At 66.8% G+C, this 14,256-nt stretch carries 16 protein-coding genes; 9 read left to right on the top strand and 7 right to left on the bottom strand.

Going from position 1 to position 14,256, the window contains the following annotated elements:
• Positions 1-3: 3 nt before the first annotated feature.
• Positions 4-381: a fluoride efflux transporter CrcB gene (gene crcB / locus VIL42_00535; GenBank protein ID HEY8591334.1), complete on the top strand. Its 378-nt coding sequence runs from the start codon at positions 4-6 to the stop codon at positions 379-381.
• Positions 378-911, top strand: coding sequence for an inorganic diphosphatase (gene ppa / locus VIL42_00530; GenBank protein ID HEY8591333.1), 534 nt, complete (start codon positions 378-380; stop codon positions 909-911). Before crcB ends, ppa begins: the two co-directional genes overlap by 4 nt.
• Here ppa and ilvC read toward each other — a convergent pair.
• The gene (ilvC, locus tag VIL42_00525) at positions 908-1,885 is read right to left on the bottom strand and encodes a ketol-acid reductoisomerase (protein HEY8591332.1); all 978 of its coding nucleotides are present in this window, start codon (positions 1,883-1,885) and stop codon (positions 908-910) included. The two genes, ppa and ilvC, sit on opposite strands and share 4 nt — an antisense overlap.
• Before the next feature lie 9 nt (positions 1,886-1,894).
• The gene (gene miaA, locus VIL42_00520) at positions 1,895-2,827 is read right to left on the bottom strand and encodes a tRNA (adenosine(37)-N6)-dimethylallyltransferase MiaA (GenBank protein HEY8591331.1); all 933 of its coding nucleotides are present in this window, start codon (positions 2,825-2,827) and stop codon (positions 1,895-1,897) included.
• Positions 2,828-2,858: 31 nt separating this feature from the next.
• Between miaA and serB the strand changes: the two genes are divergently transcribed.
• Positions 2,859-3,701, top strand: coding sequence for a phosphoserine phosphatase SerB (serB, locus tag VIL42_00515; GenBank protein HEY8591330.1), 843 nt, complete (start codon positions 2,859-2,861; stop codon positions 3,699-3,701).
• A gap of 1 nt (position 3,702) precedes the next feature.
• On the opposite strand, the gene VIL42_00510 is transcribed toward serB, so the two are convergent.
• Positions 3,703-4,635: an SPOR domain-containing protein gene (locus VIL42_00510; protein HEY8591329.1), complete on the bottom strand. Its 933-nt coding sequence runs from the start codon at positions 4,633-4,635 to the stop codon at positions 3,703-3,705.
• A gap of 136 nt (positions 4,636-4,771) precedes the next feature.
• On the opposite strand from VIL42_00510, the gene VIL42_00505 reads away from it, so the two are divergent.
• Genes VIL42_00505 through VIL42_00495 form a run of 3 tightly spaced genes read left to right on the top strand, consistent with a single transcriptional unit; the run spans position 4,772 to position 7,539 of the window.
• On the top strand, positions 4,772-5,494 hold the full coding sequence (locus VIL42_00505; protein ID HEY8591328.1) for a ParA family protein: 723 nt from the start codon (positions 4,772-4,774) through the stop codon (positions 5,492-5,494).
• Positions 5,495-5,506: 12 nt separating this feature from the next.
• Complete coding sequence (locus VIL42_00500; GenBank protein ID HEY8591327.1) at positions 5,507-6,160, top strand: hypothetical protein; 654 nt, start codon at positions 5,507-5,509, stop codon at positions 6,158-6,160.
• A gap of 5 nt (positions 6,161-6,165) precedes the next feature.
• Positions 6,166-7,539 (top strand): SPOR domain-containing protein, encoded by a 1,374-nt coding sequence (locus tag VIL42_00495; GenBank protein HEY8591326.1) that lies wholly within the window; start codon positions 6,166-6,168, stop codon positions 7,537-7,539.
• Here VIL42_00495 and VIL42_00490 read toward each other — a convergent pair.
• The 4 genes from VIL42_00490 to VIL42_00475 all read right to left on the bottom strand — a co-directional run bounded on the left by VIL42_00490 (position 7,536) and on the right by VIL42_00475 (position 10,693).
• Positions 7,536-8,432 (bottom strand): aspartate carbamoyltransferase catalytic subunit, encoded by an 897-nt coding sequence (locus VIL42_00490; protein HEY8591325.1) that lies wholly within the window; start codon positions 8,430-8,432, stop codon positions 7,536-7,538. The genes VIL42_00495 and VIL42_00490 overlap by 4 nt on opposite strands.
• An 11-nt stretch (positions 8,433-8,443) precedes the next feature.
• Complete coding sequence (ruvX, locus tag VIL42_00485) at positions 8,444-8,917, bottom strand: Holliday junction resolvase RuvX (GenBank protein ID HEY8591324.1); 474 nt, start codon at positions 8,915-8,917, stop codon at positions 8,444-8,446.
• Positions 8,914-10,035, bottom strand: a complete 1,122-nt coding sequence (locus tag VIL42_00480; GenBank protein ID HEY8591323.1) for a DUF3089 domain-containing protein — start codon at positions 10,033-10,035, stop codon at positions 8,914-8,916. The genes ruvX and VIL42_00480 overlap by 4 nt, the downstream gene beginning before the upstream one ends.
• 112 nt (positions 10,036-10,147) lie before the next feature.
• Positions 10,148-10,693 carry a DUF4402 domain-containing protein gene (locus tag VIL42_00475; GenBank protein ID HEY8591322.1) on the bottom strand — a complete coding sequence of 182 codons (546 nt, stop codon included), beginning with the start codon at positions 10,691-10,693 and terminating at the stop codon, positions 10,148-10,150.
• Between the two features lie 298 nt (positions 10,694-10,991).
• Here VIL42_00475 and gatC point away from each other — a divergent pair, with 298 nt between their 5' ends.
• Genes gatC through gatB form a run of 3 tightly spaced genes read left to right on the top strand, consistent with a single transcriptional unit; the run spans position 10,992 to position 14,220 of the window.
• Positions 10,992-11,279 (top strand): Asp-tRNA(Asn)/Glu-tRNA(Gln) amidotransferase subunit GatC, encoded by a 288-nt coding sequence (gatC, locus tag VIL42_00470; GenBank protein ID HEY8591321.1) that lies wholly within the window; start codon positions 10,992-10,994, stop codon positions 11,277-11,279.
• A complete protein-coding gene (gene gatA / locus VIL42_00465; protein HEY8591320.1) occupies positions 11,279-12,754 on the top strand; it encodes an Asp-tRNA(Asn)/Glu-tRNA(Gln) amidotransferase subunit GatA in 1,476 nt (491 codons plus the stop codon). The genes gatC and gatA overlap by 1 nt, the downstream gene beginning before the upstream one ends.
• The gene (gene gatB, locus VIL42_00460) at positions 12,754-14,220 is read left to right on the top strand and encodes an Asp-tRNA(Asn)/Glu-tRNA(Gln) amidotransferase subunit GatB (protein ID HEY8591319.1); all 1,467 of its coding nucleotides are present in this window, start codon (positions 12,754-12,756) and stop codon (positions 14,218-14,220) included. The genes gatA and gatB overlap by 1 nt, the downstream gene beginning before the upstream one ends.
• The last annotated feature ends 36 nt before the right edge of the window (positions 14,221-14,256 follow it).

Here is a 14,256-nt window from a genome sequence, read left to right as displayed (position 1 = left end):
CCGGTGCCGTACCTGATCGTCTTCCTCGGCGCAGGGATCGGCGGTGCGTTTCGGCACGGCGTCAACGCAGCGTCGGCGCGGCTGTTCGGCACCGGTTTTCCCACCGGAACCCTGATCGTGAACATCGTCGGCTCGTTCCTGATGGGGCTGGCTGCCGGCTATTTCCTCGCCCGCCCCGGCATCGCGCAGCCTGTGCGGCTGTTCCTCACCACCGGCATCCTCGGCGGCTTCACGACTTTCTCGGCATTCTCGCTCGACACAGCGCTGCTCGTCGAGCGCCACGCTTATGCTCTTGCCGCCGCTTATGTTTTGGGATCGGTCGTGGCGAGCATCGCGGCATTGTTCATCGGCCTCGCCCTGTCTAGGGCGGCGCCACAATGAACATCGACCTCATCCCGACCGGCGACAACCCGCCGGAAAACGTCAACGTCATCATCGAAGTGCCGGTCGGCGGCGAACCCGTGAAGTACGAGTTCGACAAGGTGTCCGGCGCCTTGTTCGTCGACCGCATCCTCCACACGCCGATGCGCTATCCGGCCAATTACGGCTTCATCCCGCATACTTTGTCGCCCGACGGCGATCCGCTCGATGCGCTGGTCATCGCCCGCTCGCCCTTCGTGCCCGGCTGTGTGGTCCGCGCCCGGCCGATCGGCGTCCTCAACCTGGAGGACGAACATGGCGGCGACGAGAAATTGATCTGCGTGCCGGTTGATTCGACCTTTCCTTATTATGCGGATGTCGGGGAGCGGCAGGACCTGCCGTCGATCGTGCTCCAGCAGATCGAGCATTTTTTCACCCACTATAAGGATCTCGAAAAGGAGAAGTGGGTGCGGGTCGGCAAATGGGGCAATGCCGACGATGCGCGCCGGATCGTCATCGAGGCGATCGAAAGGGCGAAAGAGGCGGCTTAGCCGGCGTCCGCCGCCTTTACGGAACGGCGGGCGGCCTCGACATTCTGTTTGCGGGATTGCTCGCGCGCGGCCTCGAGCCGCGCATAGCCGCTCGCTTCTTCCCGCCTGAGTTCGTCGGCGAAGCGGCCGGCGCGGACCTCGGTCAGGATCTCGGCCATCTTTGCGCGGATAGCATCGTCGACAATGCGGGGTCCGCCCACCAGTGCGCCGAGCTCCGCCGTGTTGGAGATCGCCTCGCGCATGCCGGCAATCCCTCGCGCCTCGATCAGCTCGGCGAGCAGGTGCAATTCGCTGACACATTCGAGATAGGCGACTTCCGGCGACACGCCGCCGGCCACCAATGTGTCGAAGCCCGCGACCAGCAGCTCCGGCACGCCGCCCCAGACGACGGCCTGCTCATTGAACAAATCGGCTTCTGATTCTTCCGCGAAGCTCGAGGCGATCAGCCCCGCGCGCCCGCAACCGACCGCTCGTCCATAGGCGAGGGCGATGCCGCGCGCTTTTCCGCTAGCATCCTGCTCGATGGCCCACAGGCCGATCATCCCCTTGCCCTGCGTGTAGAGCGACCGAAGCGCCGTGCCTGGACCTTTGGGTGCAAGCAGGAACACGTCCAGGTCAGCGCGGGGCTTCACGAACCCGAACCGCACCGACAGGCCGTGACTGAAGCCTAGTGCGACGCCTTGCCGCAGGTGCGGCTCGATCTCGGCGTAGAGCGCTTCATGGATCTCGTCCGGCGCCAGCAGCATCACCACATCGGCGGACGCGACTGCCTCTTCGATCAAAGCGACCTCAAGCCCCGCAGCCTCTGCCTCGCTGGCGCTGCCGCTGGCGCCGCGAAGGCCGACGACCACATCGACGCCGCTGTCCTTCAGATTCAGGGCCTGGGCGCGCCCCTGATTGCCGTAGCCGACGATGCCGAGGCGCTTCCCCTCGAGCGGCGAAGGATCGATGTCGGCGTCGCGCAGCAAATCCATCAGCGCCGCCTAGCCGCTGGGCTCGAGCAGTGCCAGCGCACGCGGAAGCGCGTCAAGGTCGAGCGGCTCGCAAAAGCGGGGCCACTCCGCCGGCGGCTGGTGCGCGAACCAGGTATATTGCCGCTTGGCATAGCGCCGCGTCGCCTGCTGGCCGGCGGCGATGGCTTCGTCGAGCGTCCATTCGCGGCGGAGATAGGCGACGATCTCTGGCACGCCGATGGCCCGCATCACCGGCAAATCGGGGTCGAGCCCGCGCGCAAGCAGCCGCTCGACTTCGGCAACTGCGCCTTCATCGACCATGCGGCGAAAGCGCTCGTCGCATCGCGCGTACAGCCAGTCGCGTGGCGGCAGCAGCACGAGCGGCCGAAGCATGACCGTGTCACCTATCCCGCCCTCGCGCTCGCTTTGCCATTCGGCGAGCGTTCGCCGGGTCGAAAGCACCACTTCGAGCGCGCGCGCGATCCGCGCCGTGTCGCCGGCATTGAGCCGCGCCGCCGCTTCAGGATCCAGTTTCCGCAGCCGCAATCGGTTTTCCTCGACGCCAGCAGCACGCACTTCTGCGCGTATCGCGGGGTCGATGGTCGGCACCGGGGCGATGCCCTGAAGCAGGGTTCTTAAGTAGAGCCCAGTCCCGCCGACCAGGATCGGCGTTCGCCCACTTGCATGCACGTCGGCGATCTCGTGCTGCGCCATTGCCGCCCAATCGGCGGCCGAGCAGGGGAGGGCGCCATCGCGAACGCCGTAGAGCCGGTGCTCGGCGAGGGCGCATTCCTCTTCGGTCGGCGCGGCGCTGACGACCCTTAGGTCGCGGTAGATTTGTGCGCTGTCGGCGTTGACGACGACGCCGCCGATTTGCTGAGCATAAGCAAGCGCCAGCGCCGACTTGCCGCTCGCGGTCGGCCCGGCAATGACGGCGACAGGAGGTTTGTTCGTAACGACCATGACGACGGCGACATTGATAGCAGCAGGACGGTTGAGTGACAGGCTGGTCGATCGGGCCCTCGGGCTCCTGCGCGAACTCGACCCGATGGCCGCCTTCCTGCGCTGGATCGACGAAGGCGATGCTGCCGACCTGCGCTTCAGTGGCGATGGCAAGGCCGCGCGCTGGGCGCTCGACGCGCTCGAACTGGATATTGTCGTCCAGCCGGACGAGCCGCGCTGGAAACGGCTGCTCGTCGCCGACATGGACTCGACGATCATCGGCCAGGAGTGCATCGACGAGCTCGCCGATTATGCCGGTCTGAAGGACAAAGTCGCGCGGATTACAGAGCGTGCGATGCAGGGCGAGCTCGACTTCCCTGGCGCGCTTCGCGAGCGCGTGAGGCTGCTCGCCGGTCTCGACGAGCGCGAGCTTCGCCGCTGCCTCGACGAGCGCGTGCACCTGACCTCGGGGGCCGAGACATTGGTCCAGACGATGCGCGCCGGAGGCGCCAGCTGCATGCTGGTCTCCGGCGGGTTCCTGTCCTTTGCCGAGCCCGTGGCGCGCGCCGTCGGCTTCGATCGCGTCAAGGCCAACCGCCTGGTGTTCGCCGGCGGCAAGCTGAGCGGCGAGGTCGGCGATCCGATCGTCGACGCGATCGCCAAGTGCGAAGCATTGATCGAGGTGCGCGAGCAGCTCGGCATCGGCCGTGCGGACGTGCTGGCGATCGGCGATGGGGCGAACGACAAGCTGATGATCGAGGAAGCTGGGCTCGGCATCGCCTTTCGCGCCAAGCCGGCGCTGGTCGAAGTCGCGGATGCGGAGCTCAAGCACCACGGCCTCGACGCGCTACTATGGGTGCAAGGAGTGCGCCGCCGAGACTGGTTCCGCCGCTAGGCTATTTCGCTGGAACGGAGAAGCAGGGGACACCCAGCGACCTGCACGCGGCATCCGCCGCGCTCTTGCTTTCGAACGGCCCTGCCTGGAGCCGGGTCACCGCGCCGGCAGCGATATAGAAGGGCCGCCGGCCCGAGAGCGCGCTCTTGCCCGAGAGCTTCTGGTACAGCGCTTCGGCCGAGCCGCGCTGCGAAAAGGCGCCGAGCTGGACGCGCCAGTTGCCGCTGATCGCTTTGAGCGGCGCTGCCTTTGCCGCCGGCGGGGTGGGAGCCGGCTTGGCTGACAGGACCGTCTCCGCCGGCTTGGCCTTGGACTTTGCAGCCGCGGCAGCTTGTGCCGGCTTCGCCTTTGCCTTCGCCGCCGGGGCAGGCGTGGCCCTCGCAAGTTGGCGGGCAAGTGCCACCCCGCGCTTGCGGTCAGCAAGCGGGATCAACGTGTCGAGCTGCGCCAGCGTCTCCTTTGCGGGCGCGAGCCCCTGGGCCGCGGCGCGGCTGACATAAGCATAGCCGCGCACCGGGTCTTGCGTGACACCGTCCCCGTTCACCAGCGCTGTTCCGAAGACCAGAAGCGCGCGCGCTTCGCCCTTTTCCGCCGCTTGCTTGAGCCAGGTTAGGCCATTCGCCTGGTCGCCGTTCTGGAACAGGAGCAGGCCAAGTGTGGTCTGCGCATCGACATGGCCCTGGCGCGCCGCGCGTTCGAACCAGGTCTTGGCAGCTGACAGGTTGGTCTGCACGCCGCGGCCGAGGCGGTACGCCTGGGCGAGGTTGAACTGCGCGTCGGCGTCGCCGGCTTCGGCAAGCGGCCTCCATGCCGCGACGGCGCCGGCATAATCGGCGTGCTGCCAGGCTTCGACGCCGGCTTTTACCGATTGCGCCGAAACCGGAACTGCCATTCCGATGATTGCTGCGGCTGCAAGCAAGTATTTGAAAGTCATGGCCAAAACCACCCCCACACCCTCTTAGCCCAGCTCGGCGGTAGAGCAAACAGGGTCTTAGGGCCGTTAACCAGATTTTAGAGCCTCTGGTGTCACTCCAGCCTCGAATTGACGTCATTCACGCGAGGGGAAAAGCATGCGCGTCCTGGCTATGGCATCGCAGAAGGGCGGATCGGGCAAGACGACCCTGTCCGGCCATTTGGCGGTGCAGGCGCAACTGGCGGGGGCAGGCCCGGTCTGCCTGATCGATATCGACCCGCAGGGCAGCCTTGCCGATTGGTGGAACGAGCGCGAAGCCGACATGCCGGCCTTCGCCCAGACCACCGTGGCCCGGCTTGCGTCCGATCTTGAGGTTCTTCGGCAGCAGGGCTTCCGCCTTGCCGTCATCGATACGCCGCCGGCGATCACCATGGCGATCCAGAGCGTCATCGCCGTCGCCGAGCTGATCGTCATCCCGACCCGGCCGAGCCCGCACGACCTTCGCGCCGTCGGCGCCACCGTCGATCTTTGCGATCGTGCCGGCAAGCCGTTGATCTTCGTCGTGAATGCGGCGACGCCCAAGGCGAAGATCACCTACGAAGCCGCAGTCGCGCTGTCGCAGCACGGCACCGTCGCTCCCGTGACCCTTCACCACCGCACCGACTTTGCGGCCTCGATGATCGACGGCCGCACGGTGATGGAGATCGATCCGAACGGCCGCTCCGCAAAGGAAGTGACCGAGCTTTGGGACTATATTTCGGATCGCCTCGAGAAGAATTTCCGCCGGACCGTATTCGCGGCGCCCGGAGCGGCGCCCGGAATCGCCCCGGCCAGTCCGCGTCCGGTCGGTGGCTTCGGCCGCCGCGTCGTCGGTCAGTAGGAGGGCGGATCCGTGGCTGAAGCCAAGCCTTTCGCCTCTCTCTCTTCCGGCCTCCTCGCCCGCAAGGGCGCGGCTCGTCCGGCCATGCGTCCGCAAGGCTTCGGCCAGGCCGGTGCCGGTCTCGAGGATCTCGGCTGGAACGATATGGGCTTCGAAGCGCCCAAGCCGGCGATCGCTCCGCGCGACGATTCGCACGATGCATTCGGCGAAGTCGTCGAGCACCCGCGCGCTCATCCGACCGGCCTGACGCCGGTCCAATCGCCGGTTCACAATCAGCAGGCCGAACTCGCCGACCGCCTCACCGAATCGGAAGAGGATGACAGCGACGAGACTGCCGAAGTGTTCGTGCCCGAAGTCGAACCGGAAGCGCCTGCTCCTGTCGTGGCTGCCCAGCCTGAACCGGTCGAAGCGCCGGCGTTCGTCGCGGCTCCGGTGGCTGCTGCACCGCGTCCGCGCCGTGCACCGCGCACTCGTTCGGCTCCGGGCAGCAAGGCCAAGGCGGCGTTTACGCTCCGCCTCGATCCCGACCGCCACCTGAAGCTGCGCCTCGCGTGCGCCGTCGACGGCCGCTCGGCCCAGCAGCTCGTCACCGACGCGCTGGACCAGCTGCTCGAGCGCATGCCGGAACTCGAAGCCATGGCCGCAAAGGCCAAACCCAAGGGGTAATGTTCATGTCCAGGCCGAACCGCATCGCGTCCGCCATTTCGGCCATTGCCGTCGCCTCCGCGCTCGCCGGATGCGCAACGCCGAAAGTGGCGACCAACTTCGGCGGGTCGCTGGACGAGAATGTCGGTCTTGCGACCCGCGCCGCGGCGGCGCTGAACGCCAACAACTTCGCCACGGCGATCGAGTTCGCCGAGCGCGCGGTTGAAAAGAGCCCGAACGACGCCGGTTACCGCGCGCTGCTCGGCAATGCTTATTTTGGGGCAGGCCGCTTCCGCTCGGCCGAAGGCGCCTACAAGGATTCGCTCAGCCTCTATTCGAACCAGCCGAAGGTCATCCTGAAGCTCGCGCTCATTGAAACGGCGCTTGGGAAGAACGGCCAGGCGATCGCCTTCCTTGAGGCGGGCCGCTCGGTCCTCGATCCTTCCGATTATGGCCTTGCGCTGGCGCTTGCCGGCCGGCCGGGAGACGCCGTCCAGGTGCTCGACGCGGCTGCCCGGCAGCGCGGCGCCGATGCCACTATCCGGCAGAATCTCGCGCTCGCCCACGCTTTGTCCGGCGATTGGACGCAGGCGCGCACGGTCGCGTCGCAGGACGTGCCGGCCGACCAGCTCGACGCGCGCATCCAGCAATGGATGCAGCTCGCCAGCCCCAAGTCACCCGGCGACCAGGTCGCCGCTCTTGTCGGGGTGAAGCCGGCCGCGTCGGACGCCGGCCAGCCGGTTCGTCTCGCGCTTGTCAAAGGCGACACCATGCTCGCCCAGGCTGCGCCGAATCCGGCTCCGGTCCAGGTCCAGCAAGCTACCCCGGTACCGCAACCCGAACTGACCTATGTCCCTGCGCCCCCGCCGGTTGCGCCCGCAGTGCCGGAGCCGCGCTTCGAGCAGGCGGTCGTCCATGCGCCTCAGCCGCAGCCCGCGCCTGTCGTCGAACAGGCCGCGGCGCCTGCGCCGGCGCCCGTGTCGGTGGCGATGATGGCTGCTGCCGCTCCCGAAGCCGCCTCGGCTTTCCTCGCCTTCATGCCGAAGAAGAAGCCGCAGGCCCGCCACGTCGCGGTTGCGCCGAAGCCGCGCAAAGCTGCCGTCGCGCAGCGCGCGCCCAAGCGCGGCGATACCGTCGTCCAGCTCGGCGCCTATCGCTCGCCCGAATATCTCGATGCCGCCTGGGCCAAGCTGACGCAGCGCTACCCGGCGCTTCGCGCTTACCTCCCGCTGCGCGCTCGCTTCAACTCGCCGAAGGGCACCTTCTGGCGCCTGTCGATCCAGGGCTTCTCGAACCAGCAGGAAGCGGTTGCCCGTTGCCAGCTGCTCAAGAGCCGCGGCGGCAATTGCTTCGTCCGTCCGTTCGCCGGCGACGCGCCGGTCAGGCTGGCGTCGCGCTAAGCGAGGCTCTCGCCGATCGCGAGTTCAAGGCAGGCCATTCGCACTGCCACGCCCATTTCGACCTGCACATTGATCAGCGACCGCTGAGGATCGTCGGCGATCGCGCCGTCGATCTCGACTCCGCGGTTCATCGGGCCCGGGTGCATCACGACGGCTTCAGGTGAGGCGCGGCGCAGGCGATCGGGCGTAAGCCCGTAAAGCTGCAAGAACTCGCCGGGTGCGTCGCCGAACTCGGTGTCCAGCCGCTCGCGCTGCACCCGCAGCATCATCACCACGTCAGCACCGTCGATTGCTTCGTCCACCGACCGCGAGGGCAGTTCGGGCGGCATCAGCTCTGGCGGCCCGGCGAGCCGCACCTCGGCGCCAAGCCGCGACAGCAGCTTCGCGTTCGACCGCGCGACCCGGCTGTGCTTGATATCGCCGCATATCGCGACCTTCATGCCTTCGATGCGGCCAAGACGGTGCCGGATCGTCGCTGCATCAAGCAGCGCCTGGGTCGGATGCTCGTTGGTCCCGTCGCCTGCGTTCAGAACCGGCGCTTCCATGATCGAGGCCACAGCGGCCGGCGCGCCATTTTCGCCGTGGCGGATCACCAGCGCGTCCGGACGCATGGCGTTCAGCGTTGCGGCCGTGTCGTCGAGAGTCTCGCCCTTCTTCACTGACGATTGCTCGACGGGCAGGGTGATCACCGACGCGCCGAGCCGGTGCGCGGCGGTCGCGAAGCTCATCAAGGTCCGCGTTGAATTTTCGTAGAACAGGTTGAAGACGATGCGACCGGCGAGCGTGTGCCGGCGGGAAGCCGTCGAGCGGTTCTCCTCGAACAGCCGCTCGCCCTGGCCGAGGACGTGCTCGATCTGGGCGTCGCTCAGCGAATCGATGGAAAGCAGGTCCACGGCCCCAGCGCTTATTGCCGAGGCGGAAGATTCGCCAGCGCGTCGATGGCGCCCTGCAGGATGTGCGCGGCGGCGAGCGCATCCACCTTCTCCGCCCGCCGCGCACGGCTGACGTCCGCCTCGATCATCGCCCGCTCGACCGCCTGCGTCGACCAGCGCTCGTCCCATAGCAGGATCGGAAGATCGAGCGGGGCGAGGTTGCGCGCAAACGCACGCACTGATTGCGTGCGGGGACTGTCGCTGCCGTCCATGTTGAGCGGCAGCCCAACCACCAGCCCGACCGCCGCCTCGCGGTCGGAGATGCGCCGCAGCTCGGCAAGGTCCGCCGTGAACTTGGTGCGTCGGATGGTCTCTGACGGACCGGCGAAATGCCATCCCGCGTCACAGACGGCGACGCCCACCGTCTTGGTGCCGACGTCTAGCCCAAGCAGCTTGCCGCCGTGCGGCAGCGCCGCCGCGAACTCCGCCGCGCGCGCGCTGATCATTGCCGCCATGCCTGGAGCCTGCGGTACGCGTCGCCGCGGATCGCACCCCAGAACAGGGCATAATCATAGACGTGGTAATTGTTGCCGGGCAGGACGTAAGGGCCAAGCGACGGCACCATGCCGCCGATCAGCAGCAGCCCATCCTCGCAACGCGCGCCGACGACGCCCCGCTGGAGGGTGGCGGACTTGAGATCCGCCGTCGGCACCAGCGTACCGGCATTGTCCTGAGCGGCGGCACTGCCGTTTACCGTCCCGCTGATTGGATTGACGCACAGCAGGTCGCTGCGTCGCCGATCACCGCCGGTCAGGCCCTTTGTTTCTTCCCACTGGCCGAGGATCAGGTCGGGATTGGCCGGCTCGCCGAAGCTCATCCACGACAGGATGCATCCGGGCTGGTCGGGCGCGCCGCACGCCGGGAGGCCGAGCCGCGGAAGGTCGGCACTGGTGCTGATCGGCCAACCGACGACGTAAGCGGCGACGATCCGCATCGCGACCGGCTTGCCTGCGACCTTCTCGGCAAGCAGCCGCTCGAGATGAAGCGCGCCCTGGCTGTGACCGGCAAGGATGATCGGACCGCTCTCATTCTCGGCCAGGAACCGGTCGAACGCTGCGGCGACGTCGCTATAGGCAAGGTCGAGTGCCTTTTGCGCATCCTCGCTCCGCAGCAGGAAGGCGCCGAATGCGGCCTGGCGGTAGCGCGGCGCCCAGATCTCGCCGACGCCGTTGAAGGCGCTTGCCTGGCTCTGCAGGAACAAGGTGGTGCGGAAATCGGAATAAGCACCGGCGGGCTGCAGCGGCGCATTCCAGCGGTCCCGTTCCAGATATGTGGTCGGATGGACGTAGAAGACCGCTGCGCGCGGGCCGTCGGTGTCCGGCTCGGTGATGCCGGCGGGGGTCCATTGCGTCGGATTGTCAGGCCAGTCGACCCCAGGGCGTGTCAGCCAGGCGGCATTGTTCCGATAGTCAGGGCCGGTCTCCGGCGCGGGCCTCTCGAAATGCCCTTGCGGCACCGCCTGCTTGATCAGCACGCGGTCGCCATATTTGAAGATCGCGAAGGCTCCCGCGACCGCGAGCAGGGTCAGGAAGAAGACGACGTAGAGGAAACGGCGGGCGCACATTGGCCGCGCCGGTTAGGGGAGGGCGGGCCAAGCGGCAAGCCGCGCCTGGTCCGCGCAAAAAGAGAGGGCGGCCGTCCGTGGACAGCCGCCCTCACCGCTGAGAACCAGTGGGTTATTGATAATCAGCGGTAACCGAGAAGGTCCCCGAATAGACGCCGTTCGGCTGGTTGGCCGCGATGGCGAAGGTGCCGCCGACGCCGACGGCAAACGCGCCGGTGCCGTTGATCGTCCGCGTGGTGGTCAGGTTGCCGGCAAGGTTGGTCGAGCTGGCAGCGCCCGTGTCGAACGTCATGCTGCTGACCGTGATGGTGTTGCCGCCGCTGGTCAGGATGCTCGCCGCGTTCAGCGTCAGCACGACCTGCTGGGAAGCGGAACCCGCGCCCTGGAACAGCGCACGGCCGCCCGGAAAGCTCGGGACGCCAGTGACGCCGCCGGTGACGCTACGGGTACCGCTGTCAGCGTTGATCGCGACCGTGCCGGCCGTGCTGCTGGCGACGACCGTGCCGAAGTCGAGGTCGCTGCTCTTGGTCAGCGTCAGCGGCAGCAGCACGACGCCCTTCGCGGTCGCGTTGGCCGTAGCACTAGCTTGCTGGGCAGCGGCCGGCGTCGCGACAGCAACCGTGGCGGCGAGCGCCGCGAGGCAAAGTTTGAAGCGCATCTTAATTCCCCACTTGGTGATTTGAGGCGGTCAGGATGCGGTTCTGGTTTCAAAACAACTTCAAGAGACCAGGTATCGCCAAAGTTAACCTCGATCTTCAGCCATGCGGTGGGCGACAAGGGCGTCGCTCCGCTCCTGCAGCCTGTCGTGGTTACCCGGACCCTAACCGCGCCTCTTTGCCATTTTTCGTGCGAAGCGTTGCCGAGCCTGGCAAACGGCGGTGCTTAACGGCGCGCCAAGCACGTGCGAATCGGCTTGTCGCTTGCCGCTCCCAAGGGGCGTCGCTATCGGCCCCACCATGTCCGTTTCAACTGAACAGGTGCGCCACATCGCCAAGCTGGCGCGCATCGCCATGACCGATGAAGAGGTCGAGCGCCTGGCGCCCGAGCTCAACAACATCCTCGGCTGGGTCGAGCAGCTCGGCGAGGTCAACACCGACGGCGTCGAGCCGCTGGCAACCGTGATCGATCAGAAGCTGCGACTCCGGGACGATGTCATCAACGACGGCGATATCCGCGACAACGTCCTCGCCAATGCGCCCGAAGCCCAGCACGGCTTCTTCGCCGTGCCGAAGGTAATCGAATAGTGGGCGAGCTCACCTCAAAGACGATTGCCGAGCTGCGCGACGGCTTCCGGTCAGGCGATTTCACGGCCCGCGAGATTGCCGAGCAGTTCAACGCCGCCGTCGCCGCCGCGCGTGCGCTCAACGCCTACACTGTCGAAACGCCCGAGGACGCACTCGCCGCCGCGGACGCTGCCGACCAAGCGCGGGCAGGGGGCGAGACTGGCCCGCTGGCCGGCATCCCGCTCGGCATCAAGGATTTGTTCGCGACGCAGGGCGTCGACACCACGTCAGGCAGCAAGATCCTCAAGGGCTTCAAGCCGCCGTACGAGAGCACGGTCAGCGGCAACCTGCGCCGCGCCGGCGCCGGCATGCTCGGCAAGCTCAACATGGACGAATTCGCCATGGGCTCGTCCAACGAGACGAGCGCCTACGGGCCCGTGATCTCGCCCTGGCGGCGCAACAACGGAAGCAATGCGTCGCTGACTCCGGGCGGAAGCTCGGGCGGGTCCGCCGCGGCCGTCGCTGCGGACATCGCGCCGGGTGTCACCGGCACCGACACCGGCGGCTCGATCCGCCAGCCCGCTGCTTTCGTCGGCATCTGCGGCATTAAGCCCACCTACGGCCGCTGCTCGCGCTGGGGCATCGTCTCCTTCGCCAGCTCGCTCGACCAGGCGGGCCCGATGGCCAAGACGGTGCGGGACTGCGCCATCCTGCTCGAAGCCATGGCCGGCTTCGACCCCAAGGACTCGACGTCGCTCGATGTTCCGGTCCCGCAGTGGGAAGCGAACTTGTCGAGCGACCTCAAGGGCAAGCGCGTCGGCGTTCCCCGCGAGTATCGCATCGACGGCGTTCCAGAAGAGATCAACGCGCTTTGGGACCGCGGCATCGAATGGCTGAAGGACGCGGGCGCCACGCCGGTCGAGATCAGCCTTCCGCACACCAAATATGCGCTGCCGACTTATTACATCATCGCGCCGGCGGAGGCCTCGTCCAACCTCGCCCGCTATGATGGCGTCCGCTACGGCCTGCGCGTCGAAGGCGTGAAGTCGCTCGACGACATGTACGCCGCGACCCGCGCCGAGGGGTTCGGCGCCGAGGTCAAGCGCCGCATCATGATCGGTACCTATGTGCTCTCGGCCGGCTTCTACGACGCCTATTTCACCAAGGCGCAGAAGGTCCGCGCACTGATCAAGCAGGACTTCCGGAATGCGTTCGAGCAGTGCGACCTGATCCTGACGCCGACGGCCCCAAGCGCGGCTTTCGGCATCGGCGAGACGACCGACCCGCTCGCCATGTACCTGAACGACGTGTTCGCGGTCCCGGCGAGCCTCGCAGGCCTTCCGGCGATGAGCGTGCCCGGCGGCCTCGACGCGCAGGGCCTCCCGCTCGGCCTTCACATCATCGGCAATGAGCTCGACGAGCAGACCGTGCTCAACGCCGGTCTCGCAATTGAAAAACGCGCGGGCTTTACCGCCCGCCCGGGGAAGTGGTGGTAATGGCGGACGCAGGCGCACCTTTCCGCATCAAGGGCGAAACTGGCGAGTGGGAGGTCGTGATCGGCCTCGAGGTCCATGCCCAGGTCGTCTCGCACGCAAAACTCTTCTCGGGCGCAGCAACCGCGTTCGGCGCGGAGCCGAACACGCAGGTCAGCCTCGTCGACGCGGCGATGCCGGGCATGCTCCCGGTGCCGAACCGCGAGTGCATCCGCCAGGCGGTGCGCACCGGCATGGCGCTCGATGCCACGATCAACAAATGGTCGCGCTTCGACCGCAAGAACTATTTCTACGCCGACCTTCCGCAGGGCTATCAGATCAGCCAGCTCTACCACCCGGTGGTCGGCGAGGGTGAGATCGAGGTCCACCTCGACGACGGCGCGACCAAGCGCATCGGCATCGAGCGGATCCACGTCGAGCAGGACGCCGGCAAGTTGATGCACGACCAGCATCCGACCATGAGCTACGTCGATCTCAACCGCTGCGGCGTCGCGCTGATGGAGATCGTGTCGAAGCCGGACATGCGCTCTCCGCAGGAGGCCGGCGCTTATCTGTCGAAACTGCGGTCGATCCTTCGCTATGTCGGCTCATGCGACGGCAACATGGACCAGGGCTCGATGCGCGCCGACGTCAACGTCAGCGTGCGCAAGCCGGGCGAAGAGTTCGGCACCCGTACCGAGACCAAGAACGTAAACTCGGTGCGCTTCGTGATGGCCGTGGTCGAACATGAAGCCCGCCGCCAGGTGGAGCTGATCGAAGAGGGCGGCCAGGTCGTCCAGGAAACCCGCCTCTACGATCCCGACAAAAACGTCACACGGCCGCTGCGTTCGAAGGAAGACGCGCACGATTATCGCTACTTCCCCGATCCGGACCTGCTGCCGCTCGAGCTCGACGACGCGTTCCTTGAGGATTGCCGCAAGTCGATCCCGGAACTGCCTGACGCCAAGCGCAAGCGCTACGAGATGATGGGCATTTCACCCTACAATGCCGGCGTGCTGACGGCCGAAGTCGAGACTGCCGGCTGGTTTGATGCCTTGCTGTCGAACCAGGTCGACCCCAAGCAGGCCTCGAACTGGGTCGTTGCCGAGCTGTTCGGCGCGCTCAACCGCCGCGGCGAAACCATGGCGGAAAGCCCGGTCTCGCCCGCCCATGCGGCAGGCCTGTTGAGGCTCGTCGCCGACGGCACGATCAGCGGCACTATCGCCAAGACCGTCTTCGAGAAGATGCTGGAAAGCGGCGACCCGGCAGACGCCATCGTCGAGCGCGAAGGGCTCAAGCAGACCAGCGACACCGGCGCGATCGATGCCGAGATCGACAAGGTGCTCGCCGCGAACGCCGATAAGGTCGAGCAGTATAAGGCTGGCAAGGAGGCGTTGTTCGGCTTCTTCGTCGGACAGACCATGAAGGCGATGCAGGGCAAGGCGAACCCAAAGCTGGTCAACGAACGGCTTCGGGCGAAGCTATCGTAGCGCTGTCATTGCAAGGAGCGAAGCGACGCGGCAATC

This window comes from Sphingomicrobium sp. (assembly GCA_036563485.1).
GTDB lineage: Bacteria > Pseudomonadota > Alphaproteobacteria > Sphingomonadales > Sphingomonadaceae > Sphingomicrobium.
The sequence above is the reverse complement of the archived record's forward strand: the minus strand, read 5'-3'. Positions and strand labels throughout refer to the sequence as shown.